This is a genomic window from Pseudomonas sp. DC1.2, assembly GCF_034351645.1.
Classification (GTDB): domain Bacteria; phylum Pseudomonadota; class Gammaproteobacteria; order Pseudomonadales; family Pseudomonadaceae; genus Aquipseudomonas.
Genome location: NZ_CP133782.1, coordinates 4736327 through 4750562 on the forward strand (window position 1 = coordinate 4736327; position 14236 = coordinate 4750562).

General features: G+C 58.5%; 11 protein-coding genes. 4 read left to right on the plus strand and 7 right to left on the minus strand.

From position 1 onward, the window contains the following. Positions 1–156 precede the first annotated feature (156 nt). The 3 genes from clpB to rluD form a co-directional block, all read right to left on the minus strand. Positions 157–2721 carry an ATP-dependent chaperone ClpB gene (gene clpB / locus RHM68_RS21440; RefSeq protein WP_322218938.1) on the minus strand — a complete coding sequence of 855 codons (2565 nt, stop codon included), beginning with the start codon at positions 2719–2721 and terminating at the stop codon, positions 157–159. A 146-nt stretch (positions 2722–2867) separates the two neighbouring features. Next, positions 2868–3593, minus strand: coding sequence for a peptidoglycan editing factor PgeF (gene pgeF / locus RHM68_RS21445; RefSeq protein ID WP_322218940.1), 726 nt, complete (start codon positions 3591–3593; stop codon positions 2868–2870). Beyond that, a complete protein-coding gene (gene rluD, locus RHM68_RS21450) occupies positions 3590–4552 on the minus strand; it encodes a 23S rRNA pseudouridine(1911/1915/1917) synthase RluD (RefSeq protein ID WP_322218942.1) in 963 nt (320 codons plus the stop codon). Before rluD ends, pgeF begins: the two co-directional genes overlap by 4 nt. 151 nt (positions 4553–4703) lie before the next feature. Here rluD and RHM68_RS21455 point away from each other — a divergent pair, with 151 nt between their 5' ends. From RHM68_RS21455 to RHM68_RS21470, 4 genes are all read left to right on the plus strand, one after another. Then, positions 4704–5726: an outer membrane protein assembly factor BamD gene (locus RHM68_RS21455; protein WP_322218944.1), complete on the plus strand. Its 1023-nt coding sequence runs from the start codon at positions 4704–4706 to the stop codon at positions 5724–5726. Positions 5727–5864: 138 nt separating this feature from the next. After that, positions 5865–6098, plus strand: a complete 234-nt coding sequence (locus RHM68_RS21460) for a PP0621 family protein (protein WP_322218946.1) — start codon at positions 5865–5867, stop codon at positions 6096–6098. Next, on the plus strand, positions 6067–7677 hold the full coding sequence (locus RHM68_RS21465; RefSeq protein WP_416195210.1) for a sensor histidine kinase: 1611 nt from the start codon (positions 6067–6069) through the stop codon (positions 7675–7677). The genes RHM68_RS21460 and RHM68_RS21465 overlap by 32 nt, the downstream gene beginning before the upstream one ends. 2 nt (positions 7678–7679) lie before the next feature. Further along, positions 7680–9020, plus strand: coding sequence for a sigma-54 dependent transcriptional regulator (locus RHM68_RS21470; protein ID WP_322218949.1), 1341 nt, complete (start codon positions 7680–7682; stop codon positions 9018–9020). Between the two features lie 57 nt (positions 9021–9077). Here the strand turns inward: RHM68_RS21470 and thiO are convergent, their stop codons facing one another. From thiO to RHM68_RS21490, 4 genes are read right to left on the minus strand one after another with little or no spacing between them, the layout of a single operon-like run. Continuing rightward, positions 9078–10178 carry a glycine oxidase ThiO gene (gene thiO, locus RHM68_RS21475; protein ID WP_322218950.1) on the minus strand — a complete coding sequence of 367 codons (1101 nt, stop codon included), beginning with the start codon at positions 10176–10178 and terminating at the stop codon, positions 9078–9080. A gap of 56 nt (positions 10179–10234) precedes the next feature. Beyond that, complete coding sequence (locus RHM68_RS21480; RefSeq protein WP_322218952.1) at positions 10235–10636, minus strand: type IV pilin protein; 402 nt, start codon at positions 10634–10636, stop codon at positions 10235–10237. Positions 10637–10650: 14 nt separating this feature from the next. After that, complete coding sequence (locus RHM68_RS21485; RefSeq protein WP_322218954.1) at positions 10651–13758, minus strand: pilus assembly protein; 3108 nt, start codon at positions 13756–13758, stop codon at positions 10651–10653. Further along, positions 13745–14209 (minus strand): pilus assembly PilX family protein, encoded by a 465-nt coding sequence (locus RHM68_RS21490; protein ID WP_322218956.1) that lies wholly within the window; start codon positions 14207–14209, stop codon positions 13745–13747. The genes RHM68_RS21485 and RHM68_RS21490 overlap by 14 nt, the downstream gene beginning before the upstream one ends. Positions 14210–14236 lie beyond the last annotated feature (27 nt).

The window sequence follows — 14236 nt, forward strand, 5'->3', positions numbered from 1 at the left end:
CTGCCGATTGACGGCACAGCTTTTATTTTTCCCCGGTCAAAAAAAACCCTCAGAGAGGGATTTTGAAGTAAGTCCACACTGAAAAGCCCTAACTGTGTATTCCCACGTGGGGAAATACACAGTGCAAGGCCTTCTTTTTGCCACTGGCATTACGCCTCAGGCAAAGACGATTTCGTCGTTTTCCACAGTGCCGACAGCTGTATCGCCAGGCATGAAACGACCCGACAGAATCAGCTGCGCCAGCGGGTTTTCGATCCAACGCTGAATCGCTCGTTTGAGCGGTCGTGCGCCATAGACCGGGTCATAACCCACAGCGATCAATTTATCCATCGCCTCAGGGCTAAGTTCCAACTTTAGCTCTCGTTCGGTCAGACGGCTGCGCAGACGACCCAACTGAATCTCGGTGATTCCCGCGATCTGATCCCGCGCCAACGGTTCGAAGATCACGACTTCGTCGACCCGGTTGATGAACTCCGGCCGAAAGTGCGTGGTCAGCGCATCCATAACTGCCGCGCGTTGCGCTTCACGATCACCCACCAGCTCCTGGATCTGCACCGAACCCAGGTTGGAGGTCATGACGATCACGGTATTACGGAAATCCACCGTGCGACCATGACTGTCGGTCAAACGGCCATCTTCCAGGACTTGCAGCAAGATGTTGAACACATCCGGGTGCGCCTTCTCGACCTCGTCCAGAAGGATTACCGAGTAAGGCTTGCGACGCACCGCCTCAGTCAGGTAGCCGCCCTCCTCATAGCCCACATAGCCCGGCGGCGCGCCGATCAATCGAGCCACGGAATGTTTCTCCATGAACTCGGACATATCGATACGCACCATCGCCTCTTCGGTATCGAAGAGGAATTCGGCCAGCGCCTTGCACAACTCGGTTTTACCGACACCGGTCGGGCCGAGGAACATGAACGAGCCACTCGGGCGATTCGGGTCAGACAAACCGGCACGGGAGCGACGCACGGCATTGGAAACCGCGATCACCGCTTCGTCCTGGCCAATCACGCGCTGGTGCAACAGGCTTTCCATCTTCATCAGTTTGTCGCGCTCGCCCTCGAGCATTTTCGACACGGGAATACCGGTCCACTTCGACACAACTTCAGCGATCTCTTCTTCAGTCACCTTGCTGCGCAGCAACTGGTTTTCGCTCTTGCCGTGCTGATCGACCATTTGCAGACTGCGTTCCAGGTCCGGGATCACCCCGTATTGCAGTTCCGCCATGCGATTAAGGTCGCCTTTGCGGCGGGCTGCTTCCAGTTCCTGACGAGACTGTTCGATTTTCTGCTGGATTTGCGCCGAACCCTGGACTTCGGCTTTTTCCGCGTTCCAGATTTCTTCGAGGTCCGAGTATTCACGTTCGAGGCGAGCGATTTCTTCCTGGAGTTTTTCCAGGCGTTTCATCGCCGCTTCGTCGCTTTCTTTCTTCAGTGCCTGAGACTCAACCTTCAGTTGAATCAGACGGCGTTCCAGACGGTCCAGCACTTCGGGCTTGGAGTCGATCTCCATGCGGATACGGCTGGCGGCTTCGTCGATCAGGTCGATGGCCTTGTCCGGCAGCTGACGATCAGTGATGTAGCGATGGCTAAGCTTGGCCGCCGCGATGATCGCGCCGTCGGTGATCGCGACTTTGTGGTGAACCTCATAGCGTTCTTTCAAACCACGCAGGATGGCGATGGTGTCTTCTTCGCTTGGCTCTTCCACCAACACTTTCTGGAAACGCCGTTCGAGGGCGGCGTCCTTCTCGATGTACTGGCGGTACTCGTTGAGCGTAGTCGCGCCCACGCAGTGCAATTCACCGCGAGCCAGTGCTGGCTTGAGCATGTTGCCGGCGTCCATCGAGCCTTCGCCCTTACCGGCGCCGACCATGGTGTGCAGTTCGTCGATGAACAGAATGATCTGCCCTTCTTGCTTCGACAATTCATTGAGCAACGACTTGAGGCGTTCTTCAAACTCGCCACGGTACTTGGCACCGGCAATCAGCGCGCCCATGTCCAGCGACAGCAGACGTTTGCCTTTGAGGCCGTCAGGCACTTCGCCGTTGATGATGCGCTGGGCCAGGCCTTCAGCAATCGCGGTTTTACCCACACCGGGCTCACCGATCAGCACCGGGTTGTTTTTAGTGCGCCGTTGCAGGACCTGAATCGTCCGGCGAATTTCGTCGTCACGACCAATCACCGGATCAAGCTTGCCTTCCTCGGCGCGCTTGGTCAGGTCGACGGTGTACTTATCCAGAGCCTGGCGTGACTCTTCGTGATTGGCGTCATTTACCGCTTCGCCGCCGCGTAAGTTAGTGATCGCATTTTCCAGCGCTTTTTTGCTGACGCCCTGGCCCAGCAGCAACTTGCCGAGCTTGCTGTTTTCGTCCATGGCAGCCAGCAGCACCAGCTCGCTGGAAATGAACTGATCGCCCTTCTGCTGGGCCAGACGGTCGGCCTGGTTGAGCAGGCGCGCCAAATCCTGTGACATGTTGACGTCGCCGGTGGGATTCTGGATTTTCGGTAGCTGGTCGAGCTCTTTGGTCAGTTCTTTACGCAGGCTGTTGACGTCAAAGCCAACTTGCATCAACAGCGGCTTGATAGAACCACCCTGCTGTTCAAGCATCGCTTGCATCAAGTGCGCGGGCTCAATACCTGGATGATCAAGGCCGACCGCCAGGGATTGGGCATCGGACAACGCTAATTGCAGCTTGCTGGTTAAACGGTCTATACGCATGGGTCACCTTCCTTTTGAGCAGGCCGGACCAAAGAAACCATCCTGAATGAAGAAGCCTGCCGGATACCTCACTAGATGTGGTCGATTCTGGGAGATTCAAGCGTTATGACGTTGATGCAGGTCAGACAACTCTAGAGTTCGTGGACTCAGCGCGACAACCAGACAAGGGAAGCGAACCGACCGGTACGTGGACTGCGGCGGTAAGAAAAGAAGCGAGGATCGGTCACGGTGCATAAACCGCCACCATACACAGCGGTGACTCCTTGAACAGCGAGACGCAAACGCGCCAGCTCATAGATGTCCGCCATGAATTTGCCGGCATTCTGACTCGGGACGAAGGCTTTGGCGGCTTCAGGCAACTGCTGGAGGAAGACGTCGCGCACTTCCGGACCGACTTCAAAGGCTTGCGGGCCGATGGCAGGGCCGAGCCAGACCAGCACCTCTTCCGGCGCCACGGCCAGACTGTCGAGGGTCGCTTCCAGCACACCCGCCGCCAACCCGCGCCAACCGGCATGGGCAGCGGCAACGCGAGTGCCGGCGCGGTCGCAAAACAATGCGGGCAAGCAATCCGCAGTCATCGCCGCGCAGGCGACCCCGGGGGTTGCCGTCCAACTGGCATCGGCAGTCGCTACCCGGCCTGGATCAGCAGGCGCCACGACGATGCCGTGAACCTGCTGCAACCAGGCCGGTTGAATAGAAAAATGATCGGTGAGGCGACGGCGATTTTCAGCGACAGCTTGAGGGTTGTCATCGACGTGATCGCCGAGGTTGAGGCTGTCGAACGGCGCCAGACTGACGCCGCCCGCACGGGTGGTGACGCAGGCTTTCACCCCGGCCGGCGCAGGCCAGTCAGGAATCAGCCAATCACTCATCCGATGAACGCCTCGCGATCTTGCTTGAGCAGCGTGAGCAACCAGACAAAATCGTCCGGCAGCGGCGATTCCCAGCTCATGCGTTTACCGGTCGTCGGATGATCCAGCTCCAGGAAGCGTGCATGCAGTGCCTGACGCGGGAACGCCTTCAGCGATTCGACCATGGTCACACTCGCGGCCGGCGGGATGCGGAAACGACCGCCATAGGCGGGATCTCCGACCAACGGGAAGTTAATGTGAGACATGTGTACGCGAATCTGGTGCGTGCGACCGGTTTCCAATTTCACCCGAACGTGGGTGTGGGAGCGGAAACGCTCGAGCACGCGGTAATGGCTGACAGCCTGCTTGCCACCTTCCATCACCGCCATGCGCTGGCGTTGCTGGCCGTGACGACCGATCGGCGCATTGATCTTGCCGCCGGCGGTGACCACACCAATCACGATGCACTCGTAGATCCGGCTGACGCTACGGCTCTGCAACTGTGTTACCAGTTGCGTCTGCGCCTGAATGGTCTTGGCCACCACCATCAGACCGGTGGTGTCCTTGTCCAGACGATGCACGATGCCAGCGCGAGGCACATTGATAATGTCCGGCACGTGGTGCAGCAGGGCGTTAAGCAAGGTGCCATCAGCATGACCGGCAGCCGGGTGTACCACCAGGCCCGCAGGCTTGTTGATGACCAGGATGTCGTCGTCTTCGTAGACGATGTCCAGTTCGATGTCTTGAGCGATCCATTCGCCTTGAGCTTCCTGCTCGGCATTAAGCTCAAGAATGGCGCCACCATGAACAATGTCTCGCGGGCGGATTACCGCCCCATCCACAGTCAGGCGGCCGTCTTTGATCCAGGCGGAAAGGCGCGAGCGCGAGTGCTCAGCGAATAATTGTGCGGCGACTTGATCGAGGCGTTGGCCGCCCAATTCGGACGGCACCTCTGCGCTAAGTTCAATTTTATCGGACATGCTCAGACTAGGCGTCGGCACAGCCTTTGGTTTCGGCTGCGCGCTTGTGGTTAAATACGGCGTCTTTTGCCCCGAGGCTATTCAACGGGGCGCTCATCATAACAGGACGGCCCCGCCCAAGACAGCGGCCGTCATAGGGACGCAAGCCGCCATGCAAGTGAAACACCTGCTGCTGATCGCCATCCTCGCATTGACCGCTGCTTGCTCATCGAAGGAAGTCGTAGACGAAAACCTGAGCGAAGTTGAGCTGTACCAGCAGGCTCAGACCGATCTGGACAATAACAGCTACACCAGCGCCACAGCGAAGCTGAAGGCTCTGGAGTCGCGTTATCCATTCGGCCGGTACGCCGATCAGGCTCAACTCGAGCTCATCTACGCCAACTACAAGAACGCCGAGCCTGAGGCTGCAAAGTCTGCCGCTGAGCGTTTCATTCGTTTGCATCCGCAGCATCCGAACGTGGATTACGCGTACTACCTCAAGGGCCTGACCTCTTTCGACCAGGACGTTGGCCTGCTGGCGCGCTTCCTGCCGCTGGACATGACCAAGCGTGACCCGGGCGCTGCCCGCGACTCATACAACGAGTTCGCACAGCTCACCAGCCGCTACCCCAACAGCCGCTACTCGCCGGACGCCAAGCAGCGCATGATTTATTTGCGCAACCTGCTGGCGTCCTACGAGATCCACGTCGCCGACTACTATTTGACCCGTCAGGCGTATGTCGCCGCCGCGAACCGCGGTCGTTATGTCGTGGAGAACTTCCAGGAAACCCCATCGGTCGGTGACGGCCTGGCGGTGATGGTGGAGTCCTATCAGCGCCTGCACCTGGACGAACTGGCTAACACCAGCCTCGAAACCCTGAAGCTCAACTTCCCGAACCACCCAAGCCTGGTGGACGGTCAGTTCAAGCCATCGGTCGCCGAAGCTGATAACCGTTCGTGGTTGAGCAAGGTCACCTTGGGCATGATCGAATCCCGTCCGCCGCTGCCGCCGGGCGAAACCCGCGCCAACCAAGACGTGCAGAAGCAGTTCCAGGACGCCAAGGACGCGATTCCCAGCGATCTCAAGCCTAAAGATGGCAACGGCGATGCCGTCGAAGAAGAGCAGCACGAAGCGGAAGGCAACAACAGCGACCGTTCCTGGTTCAGCTACATGACCTTCGGCGTGTTCGACTGATACCGCAACTCATGCAAAAAGGGAGACTCTCGAGTCTCCCTTTTTTATGGCCATTTTTTAGGGCGCACGCTTATTACGCTGTGCGCTGGTCATGTCCTTGGATAAACTGCCAGCTCACTCGTCAAAAAGCAGCTCACCATGCTTCGTTTAGTGTTCTGGATCGTCCTGATTGCCGCTGCGGTATGGTTTTGGCGAAAATTCAAGGGCTCGGCGTCTGCCAGCCGTCCCTCCGCAGAACTGGAAGCAGCCCCCATGGTTCGTTGCGCCCACTGCGGTGTACACCTGCCCCGCGACCGGGCGCTCAGCCTTCAACAACAGTGGTATTGCAGCCAGGCTCACCTTGAGCAAGGCCCGGGCACCCGTGATCGCTGATTCCAATAGCGTCGCCAGCAAACAGGCACAGCGACTGCTGCGCCTCTACCATCTTTACCGCTTAAGCATCGGCATCACGCTGGTGCTACTGATCTCCAGCAACATGGACAACCAGTTGCTGACGTTCTCCAATGGCAATTTGCTGCGCAATGGCAGTTGGTTCTACCTGGTGTTGAATATCCTGCTGGTGGTGTTCATGGAGAACATCCGGCGCCCAGTGCAACTGTTCAGCCTCGCCCTGACCGATGTGTTGCTGCTCAGTGGCTTGTTCTATGCGGCGGGCGGTGCCGCCAGTGCCGTTGGCAATTTGCTGATCGTGTCGGTGGCCATCGGCAACACCCTGTTGCGCGGAAGGATCGGCCTGCTTATTGCCGCAGTCGCCGCACTGGGCATCGTCGGCTTGAGCTTCCTCCTGAGTTTCAGTCGCCCCATCAGCCCCAACGACTACCTGCAAGCCGGCACCCTAGGCGCGCTGTGCTTCGCCGCCGCGTTACTGGTGCAGGGGTTGATCCGGCGCCTGGAAGTCAGCGAGCACCTTGCCGAGCAGCGAGCCAGCGAAGTGCTCGGGCTGGAAGTGCTCAATGCGCTGATCTTGCAACGCATGCGTACCGGCATCCTGGTGCTCGATGACCAGCGACGAGTACGACTGGCCAACCACAGCGCCCTGACCTTGCTTGGCCAGGACCGTCTCGACGGCGAAATAATCGATGACTATTCGCCGGCCTTGGTTGATCGTCTGCAATTGTGGTTCAGCAATCCGACCTTGCGCCCGCAAACCTTGAAAATCGCGGGCTCGGGACTGGAACTGCAACCGAGCTTCATTTCGCTCGACCAGGGCCCGCGCCACCAAACGCTGGTCTTTCTCGAAGACTTGGCGCAGGTCACTCAACAAGCCCAACAACTGAAACTTGTTGCCCTCGGGCGTCTCACTGCCAGTATCGCCCATGAGATACGCAACCCACTGGGCGCCATCAGCCATGCCGCTCAGTTGCTGTATGAGTCCGAGGAACTGACCAGCGCCGATCGACGCTTAAGCCAAATTGTTCAAGACCACTCCCAGCGAATGAACCGTGTGATCGAAAACGTCCTGCAACTGTCCCGCCGCCAGCAAACAACGCCGCAACGGCTGGATCTGCCACCGTGGCTGGAGCAGTTCGTCACCCAGGCCCGTGAGCAAGCCCGAGAGGGTCAGCACATTCACCTGAACATCGGCTCGGGAAACATCACAACTTTGATGGACCCGAACCAGTTGACGCAGATTCTCGATAATTTGTTGCGCAATGCCTGGCGTCATGGCGCGATGAGCGCGGGCCCCGCCGAGGTCTGGCTTGAGTTATTTATCGACCCCAACAGCCTGCTGCCAGTCCTTGAAGTGCTAGACAACGGCCCCGGTGTGGCGCCGGACCAGCAGGTTCATTTGTTTGAACCGTTCTTCACCACCAGCAGCCAAGGCACAGGCCTGGGACTTTATCTGTCCCGTGAGCTGTGCGAAAGCAACCAGGCCCGCCTAGACTTCAAACCACGCCAAGATGGCGGCTGCTTCCGCATCACTTTTGCGCACGGACGGAAACAAAGTTGAACATGAGCCCTCGGCAAAAAATCCTGATCGTCGATGACGAACCGGATATCCGCGAACTCCTGGAAATCACCCTGGGACGGATGAAGCTTGACACCCTCAGTGCCCGAAACCTCGGCGAAGCCCAGGCGTTACTAGCCAGGGAGGCTTTCGACTTGTGCCTGACCGACATGCGCCTGCCCGATGGCACCGGCCTGGAGTTGGTGCAGCACATCCAGCAACGCTACCCCCACGTGCCCGTAGCAATGATCACCGCCTACGGCAGCCTGGAAACCGCCATCAATGCGCTAAAGGCCGGAGCCTTCGACTTTCTGACCAAACCGGTGGACCTGACTCGCCTGCGAGAGCTGGTCACCAGCGCCCTGCGCCTGTCAGCTCCGGGTGGCGCCAGTAGCGCCATCGACCGTCGATTACTCGGCGACTCGCTGCCCATGCGCAGTCTGCGTAAACAAATCGACAAACTGTCCCGTAGTCAGGCTCCGGTGTACATCAGCGGCGAATCCGGCAGCGGTAAGGAGCTGGTGGCCCGACTGATTCACGAACAGGGCCCTCGCGCCAGCCGGCCCTTCGTCCCGGTCAATTGCGGGGCGATACCGTCAGAGTTGATGGAAAGCGAGTTTTTTGGCCATCGCAAAGGCAGCTTCAGCGGCGCCTACGAAGACAAACCCGGACTGTTCCAGGCCGCTCAGGGTGGCACGCTGTTCCTTGATGAAGTGGCTGATTTGCCGCTGGCGATGCAGGTCAAACTGCTGCGAGCGATTCAGGAGAAAGCAGTTCGCTGCGTCGGCGGGCAACAGGAAGTCGTGGTGGATGTGCGTATTCTCTGCGCGACCCATAAAGACCTTGAGGCCGAGGTTGCCGCCGAACGCTTTCGCCAGGATTTGTACTACCGCCTCAACGTCATTGAGCTGCGGGTTGCGCCGTTGCGCGAGCGCCGAGACGATATAGAGTCCCTGGCCAGTAATGTGCTCAAGCGCCTCGCCGTCGGCACGGGGCACCCTCCGGCAAAACTGCATCCGCTAGCCCTTGAAGCGCTCAAAAGCTACCGTTTCCCTGGCAATGTCAGGGAGTTGGAAAACATGCTCGAACGGGCTCATACCTTATGTGAGAACCAACAGATTGAGGCGGGGGACTTGCGTCTGGCCGAAGGTAACTGCGCCGCCGATGTCGGTGCAACGGACCTGACACGGATCGACAGCCTTGAAGACTATCTGGAAAACATTGAGCGCAAACTCATCCTCCAGGCCCTGGAGGAAACCCGCTGGAACCGCACGGCGGCGGCGCAGCGGTTGAATTTATCGTTTCGGTCGATGCGCTACAGGCTCAAAAAACTGGGCCTGGATTGACTCCCCATCGCGAGCACGCTCGCGATCGCCATCTGACAGGCCGTCAAAATTCCCCAGCTAGATCCGCCCAGCCGGCGCGTAAGGCGCTGGATCGATTATCGGCTCACGACCCAGCAGAACATCAGAAAACAACTGGCACGACGCAGGCGCCAGCACCAACCCATTACGGTAATGCCCGCAGTTGAGCCACAACCCGTCAAAACCCGGCACCCGTCCAATATAGGGAATTCCCTCTGGCGAACCTGGCCGCAGCCCGGCCCAATGCCCCACCACCTGCGCATGCGCCAATGCCGGAAGCAACTCCACCGCCGAAGCCTTCAGACTTTTTAGCGCCGAGTCGGTGGGCGTCTTGTCAAAACCTTCGTGCTCCAACGTGCTGCCAACCAGAATGTGACCGTCACGCCGCGGAATCGCGTAACGCCCCTTGGCCAACACCATGCTCGGCAGGAAGTCCGCTTCACACTTGTAGAGAATCATCTGACCTTTGACCGGTTCGACCGGCAGGTCCAGGTCCAGAGTCTTGAGCAAGTCACCGCTCCAGGCTCCCGCCGTCAGCACCACCTGCCCCCCACGAATAACGCCAGCCGAAGTATTTACTCCAACCACCGTGGTGCCTTCGCGAATAAATCCGCTGACTTCACACTGCTCGTGAATCGTCACATTCGGCAGTGCCAGCAAAGCGGCCTTAAGCGATTTCACCAGGCGCGGGTTACGCACATTGGCCACATCGGCCATGTAGATCGCCCGTGAAAAACCGGCGCCCAACACCGGCACGGCATCATGCACCGCCGAGATATCGACCCCACGTAGCGGGCGATTTTCCTGTTTGGCCCAGGCCAATGCCTCGGCCTCATCGTCAAGATCCAGCCAGTACAACCCGGTGGTGTGTACCTCGGGATCGACACCGGTGACGGCGAAAAGACGCTCAGCCAGTTGTGGGTAAAAATCCTGGGACCAGTGAGCCAGCGCAGTGACAGCCGGGCCATAGCGCCAAGGGTAAAGCGGCGAAACGATACCGCCACCCGCCCAGGATGACTCCTGACCGACGTTAGAACGATCCAGCAGCACAACGCTCTGCACCTCGGACGCGAGATTGAATGCCGTTAGCAGACCGATCACTCCGCCGCCGACAATCACCACTTGCTGTTGCCTGGTCATGTTCTGATCCAACAGTTAAATAGACAGAGGGCGTAAAAAGCGCCCGAAAATGAAGCTCAGCGACCCCAGCAATCTTTTGTGACCAACCCCGCCGTCGCGTTCAGCATGCCTCTGACCCCGGTATTGGTAATGGTGAAATCCCCGCATTTGTCATTGGACATGCTCGTACCGGCCTTACGCACCGCCGTCACCAGAAAGGTCTGATCGGTGATGGTCGGAGTAATCGTGTAATAGTCGTTACCGGCGCTCAGGCCTGTGACGTTGGTATAAACGTTATTCTTCGAATAAAACCGCTCAAGAATCTGCGCCTGATCGGAAAGCAGCCCGACAATGTCGGCGCGACGGCCCTTTTTCACGTACTCGGTGAGGCTCGGGTAAGTGATGGTGACGACGATCCCGATGATCGCAACCACAATCATCATTTCTATCAGGGTAAAACCTCGGTTTGATCTGCGCATGCCTCAACTCTCGCTCACTGTATTTGTCGCCACATGATGCGACGGCTACCGCCGCCGGATTTTTCCACCAGGCTGGTGATGGTGCCACTGGAGTCGTTTACGATCTTGCGGGAAGCACCGTTGATGATCGCGTTCAGGGTCGGAATACCGCCGGTGAAAATGACCCCGCTGGAAATCGTATCGTTGCTATCGACCACGCCATCACCGTTGGTGTCGAGAACGGCATAGTTGAGCATCTTACCGCTGAAGGCATCCAGCTCGATCAGTTTGCCAGTGCCGAAGCTGGCGCACGGGTCCGTGGTGTCTACACTGGCGGTGGTGAACACGATCCGACCAAGCACCAGGGCGGCCTGATTGATGACGCGCTCACCGGTCAGCACGTTGTTGTACACCAGCGGAAGAAACCATCCCTTCTGTGCAGGGTACGTCGTCGTATTCTGGGTGGTCGTTATGAACTGCCCGCCGGCGGTGCCGGTGAAGACTCCGGTAATCGCCTGGGCCTGTAAATTGGACACGGTGATCTGACCAGAGCCGCCAACGGCGTCCCATACCGCATAGAAGCCCTGCAAGTCCTTGGTGGTCTTGTCGGCCGTCTCGTTGAATTTACCGGTGCCAAAAAACACTTCTTTGCCACCAAGAGAGTTATCCGCCAGCAAGGGTTGCGCGGTGATCGGCTGAGTCGCGCCTCCGGGAGCTGTAAACAGTGGTGTACCGGAAAACGCGACCCCCCAAGTATCGGTAGTCGCTCCGCTCAGGTCGAATTTCCACAGACGTCCTTTCAGGTCGCCACCGTAGGCTGCCTGCACTACGTTCTGCGAGTTGACGGTGAGTTTCACGGAGGACAGGCCATTGGTGGTTTCTGTGGTGTCGATAACGATTTTCTTGATCAGCGAACCATCGCGAATATCCACCACGTACAACGCTGCTACCCCAGAGTTACTGCCATAACCGTTGGAAATGAATGCAGCCCAACGACCGTCGGCCAAGCGTGCCACTTCCGGACGGGCGTAGGCATAACCCAGATCATTGAAAGCGTTCGCCGTACTCGCAGTGGCTGGAGCACTGATTTCCCACAAGGCCTTGAAGGCGTTCCCAGCTGACGCATCGAACAATTGAACCGCATAAAACGTCTTGCCTCCCGCCCCGACCCCACCCAGCGCCACCGTTTTCCAGGCGCTGTTCAGTTGCGTGTCGTATACCCCGACCTGACCATCAACCAGAAATTTGTGGCTCACGCCATTGACGTAGTTGGGATCGGCGATGTAGTGCAACGACGGCAGCACACTCGAAGGCATGTAGGCATAAAGCCGGGCACCGTTGGCTGCGCTGATGACATTGAGAAAGCCATCATTGGCGTTCACCACCAGACTGGCGTTCATGTTGGCCGCTTTAGTCGCCAGATAAGCGGTGTAAGTGCTGTCGCCCACCAGGTCCGAAGCTGTTTGCACCGTTGGCGATGCCACTGCCAGCGGCGAGTTGATGATGTCGCCAAGCAATACCGTGCGCACTTTCAGACCGGTCTTGTTGGTGCCTTTGCTCCACTCCACCAGGTCGTTGCCGACGATACCGGTAGGCAAATTCTGACCCAGAGAGGTCTGCTGGGTCGGGGAAAAGTTGCTATAGGCCAGAGTGATCGCGGCATTGGTCAAGGTGTTCCAGGACTGATAGGTCGGTGCCGCGGCTCCGGGCACTATGGCCGTGTCGGTGGTCCAGAGCACCGACGCGGTATTGACCGAACCGCTGCTGGTGAAACCGAAGGACTTGATCGTCCCGCGCCAGTCCTTGGGGTCGTAACTGGTCTGGTAGTAGCTCGAGCCACTGGTCACTGTCGCGCCGCTGGAGGCACCACTACCGCCCGAGCCTGCCTTGGAGGTGATGTTGCTCAGGGCTGAAGACAATGCGGAATTCAGACCGGCGGCGTCGTTAGCCTGGGAATACAGCCCCTGGCCGTAAGCCGCCGCATCTTGCATCATTTGATTGGTAGAGGTGAAACCGACCGTGTAGGTGTTCATGTTCTGTTTGGGAAAGTCCGCCGCGTCCCAACTTTTGCCCGCGGCATCAGTGCCGGTCGAGCGCATGTCGATGTCGAAGGCAAACTTGGCGATATCGTCCAGATAAAGCGTATCGCCCTCGTTGTCGCCATTCAGGTTATTACCGTCGTTGTTGATACCGTCCCAGTTAGGCAGCCGGCTCCCGCCCAACGGATCATTGGTCGGGAACGTGCGGTCGTAGGTCGGCAAACCATCAGAAACCACCACGCCGTAGTTTTTCTGACAGCGGTACTGGATCGGGCTGGTGTAGGTCGTCGGTGTCGAGTTGTAGTAAGGCGTCATGCCTCGCATGTAACGTGTAATTTCGTAGTAGGTTTCGGCCAATGGCGTGTTGGCGATCGCACTCAGGCCATTGATAGAGTTGATTAGAGCGTTGTAATTGGCATCAGCCTGGGCCTGGGTCACGCTACCCGTAACGACCGCCAGATCGCTGATGGAACGCGCAATGTATCCGCCGTTGGCGGGGCTGTTGTTGGTCGGTGGATTGAAGGTTGAAAGACCGAAGCGCAGGTTACGGTTGCTGGTGACCAAGGCTGCCGACACTGTACGCGCTACGTTGATGCGGTAATCCGAGGGAATCGAGCCTGTGGTGAAGTCGCGGTTGCTGCCATTCGCCAGCCCACTCAGGTACGACAGGTAGTCACCGGTATACCGAGTGTTGCCGTTGCCAACGGGGTCGGGCAGTTTCAGGCATTGCGGGGTCAGGCTGTTGTTGTAGAACGCGTAGTAGCCGCTGGAACAACCCGAGGTTGGGAGACTGGACAGGAAAATCGTATCGCCGACTAGGGCAGAGCCGCTGAAGCAGAGCCCGAAAAAAGTATTGCACTGCTGCGCAGGCGTGCGCCCGGTCACGGTCGGATCGAAGCCGGCCGCGTAGATGATGGTGTTCATGCTCCCCGAGTCATCGATCAGCAACATCACGTTGGGCGGCACCGCTGCGGCGCTCAACAGCGGTGAGTCCGAGGGGGTGAACGCGAAGGCCGGTGCCGCCAGATACAGACTCAACAGCGCGCCTAACAGCCTCTGCATCCAGCGTCGGCGCCAGCCACCGCGGGCGTCAATATTTGGCATAGATGCTCTCCACCACACTGCGAATGTTGTTGCCGACGATGCCCACGGCCGTGACCCGATACAGCGTCGCGGAGGTGTTGCTCGGAACATTGACGGCGGTCAGCGTAGTGCCGATGTTCTGTACGCCGTAAAAACCGCTGCCGGCGGCGATCCAGGTGACCCCTGACGCGGAGTTGAGCCCGGCGCCAGCAACGGTCGAGGACTCCGCCGGGGGGGCGCACTTAGCGGGGGTTGCACACACCGCCAGCGTATAGGTCGATACCTGAACTGCGCTTTCACCGATGCGCAAGGTCGCCTCGGCCAGTTGAAACGATTGATTACGGAAGGTCACGCTACCGGCCATTTTTTCCTGGAGGGTCGCGTTCTGCATCGATGAAATACCGATCAGCGTCAGCAATAGCAGGAACACCAGACTGACCAGCAACGCCATGCCGCGCTGGGTACTGGCCATTTTTGTGGGCATCCTCATCCAGTCATT

Bases quoted from the DNA above. Each gene is read 5' to 3' on its own strand.
- clpB (WP_322218938.1), bottom strand. From the start codon at position 2,721: ATGCGTATAGACCGTTTAACCAGCAAGCTGCAATTAGCGTTGTCCGAT.
- pgeF (WP_322218940.1), bottom strand. From the start codon at position 3,593: ATGAGTGATTGGCTGATTCCTGACTGGCCTGCGCCGGCCGGGGTGAAA.
- rluD (WP_322218942.1), bottom strand. From the start codon at position 4,552: ATGTCCGATAAAATTGAACTTAGCGCAGAGGTGCCGTCCGAATTGGGC.
- RHM68_RS21455 (WP_322218944.1), top strand. From the start codon at position 4,704: ATGCAAGTGAAACACCTGCTGCTGATCGCCATCCTCGCATTGACCGCT.
- RHM68_RS21460 (WP_322218946.1), top strand. From the start codon at position 5,865: ATGCTTCGTTTAGTGTTCTGGATCGTCCTGATTGCCGCTGCGGTATGG.
- RHM68_RS21470 (WP_322218949.1), top strand. From the start codon at position 7,680: ATGAGCCCTCGGCAAAAAATCCTGATCGTCGATGACGAACCGGATATC.
- thiO (WP_322218950.1), bottom strand. From the start codon at position 10,178: ATGACCAGGCAACAGCAAGTGGTGATTGTCGGCGGCGGAGTGATCGGT.
- RHM68_RS21480 (WP_322218952.1), bottom strand. From the start codon at position 10,636: ATGCGCAGATCAAACCGAGGTTTTACCCTGATAGAAATGATGATTGTG.
- RHM68_RS21485 (WP_322218954.1), bottom strand. From the start codon at position 13,758: ATGCCAAATATTGACGCCCGCGGTGGCTGGCGCCGACGCTGGATGCAG.
- RHM68_RS21490 (WP_322218956.1), bottom strand. From the start codon at position 14,209: ATGGCCAGTACCCAGCGCGGCATGGCGTTGCTGGTCAGTCTGGTGTTC.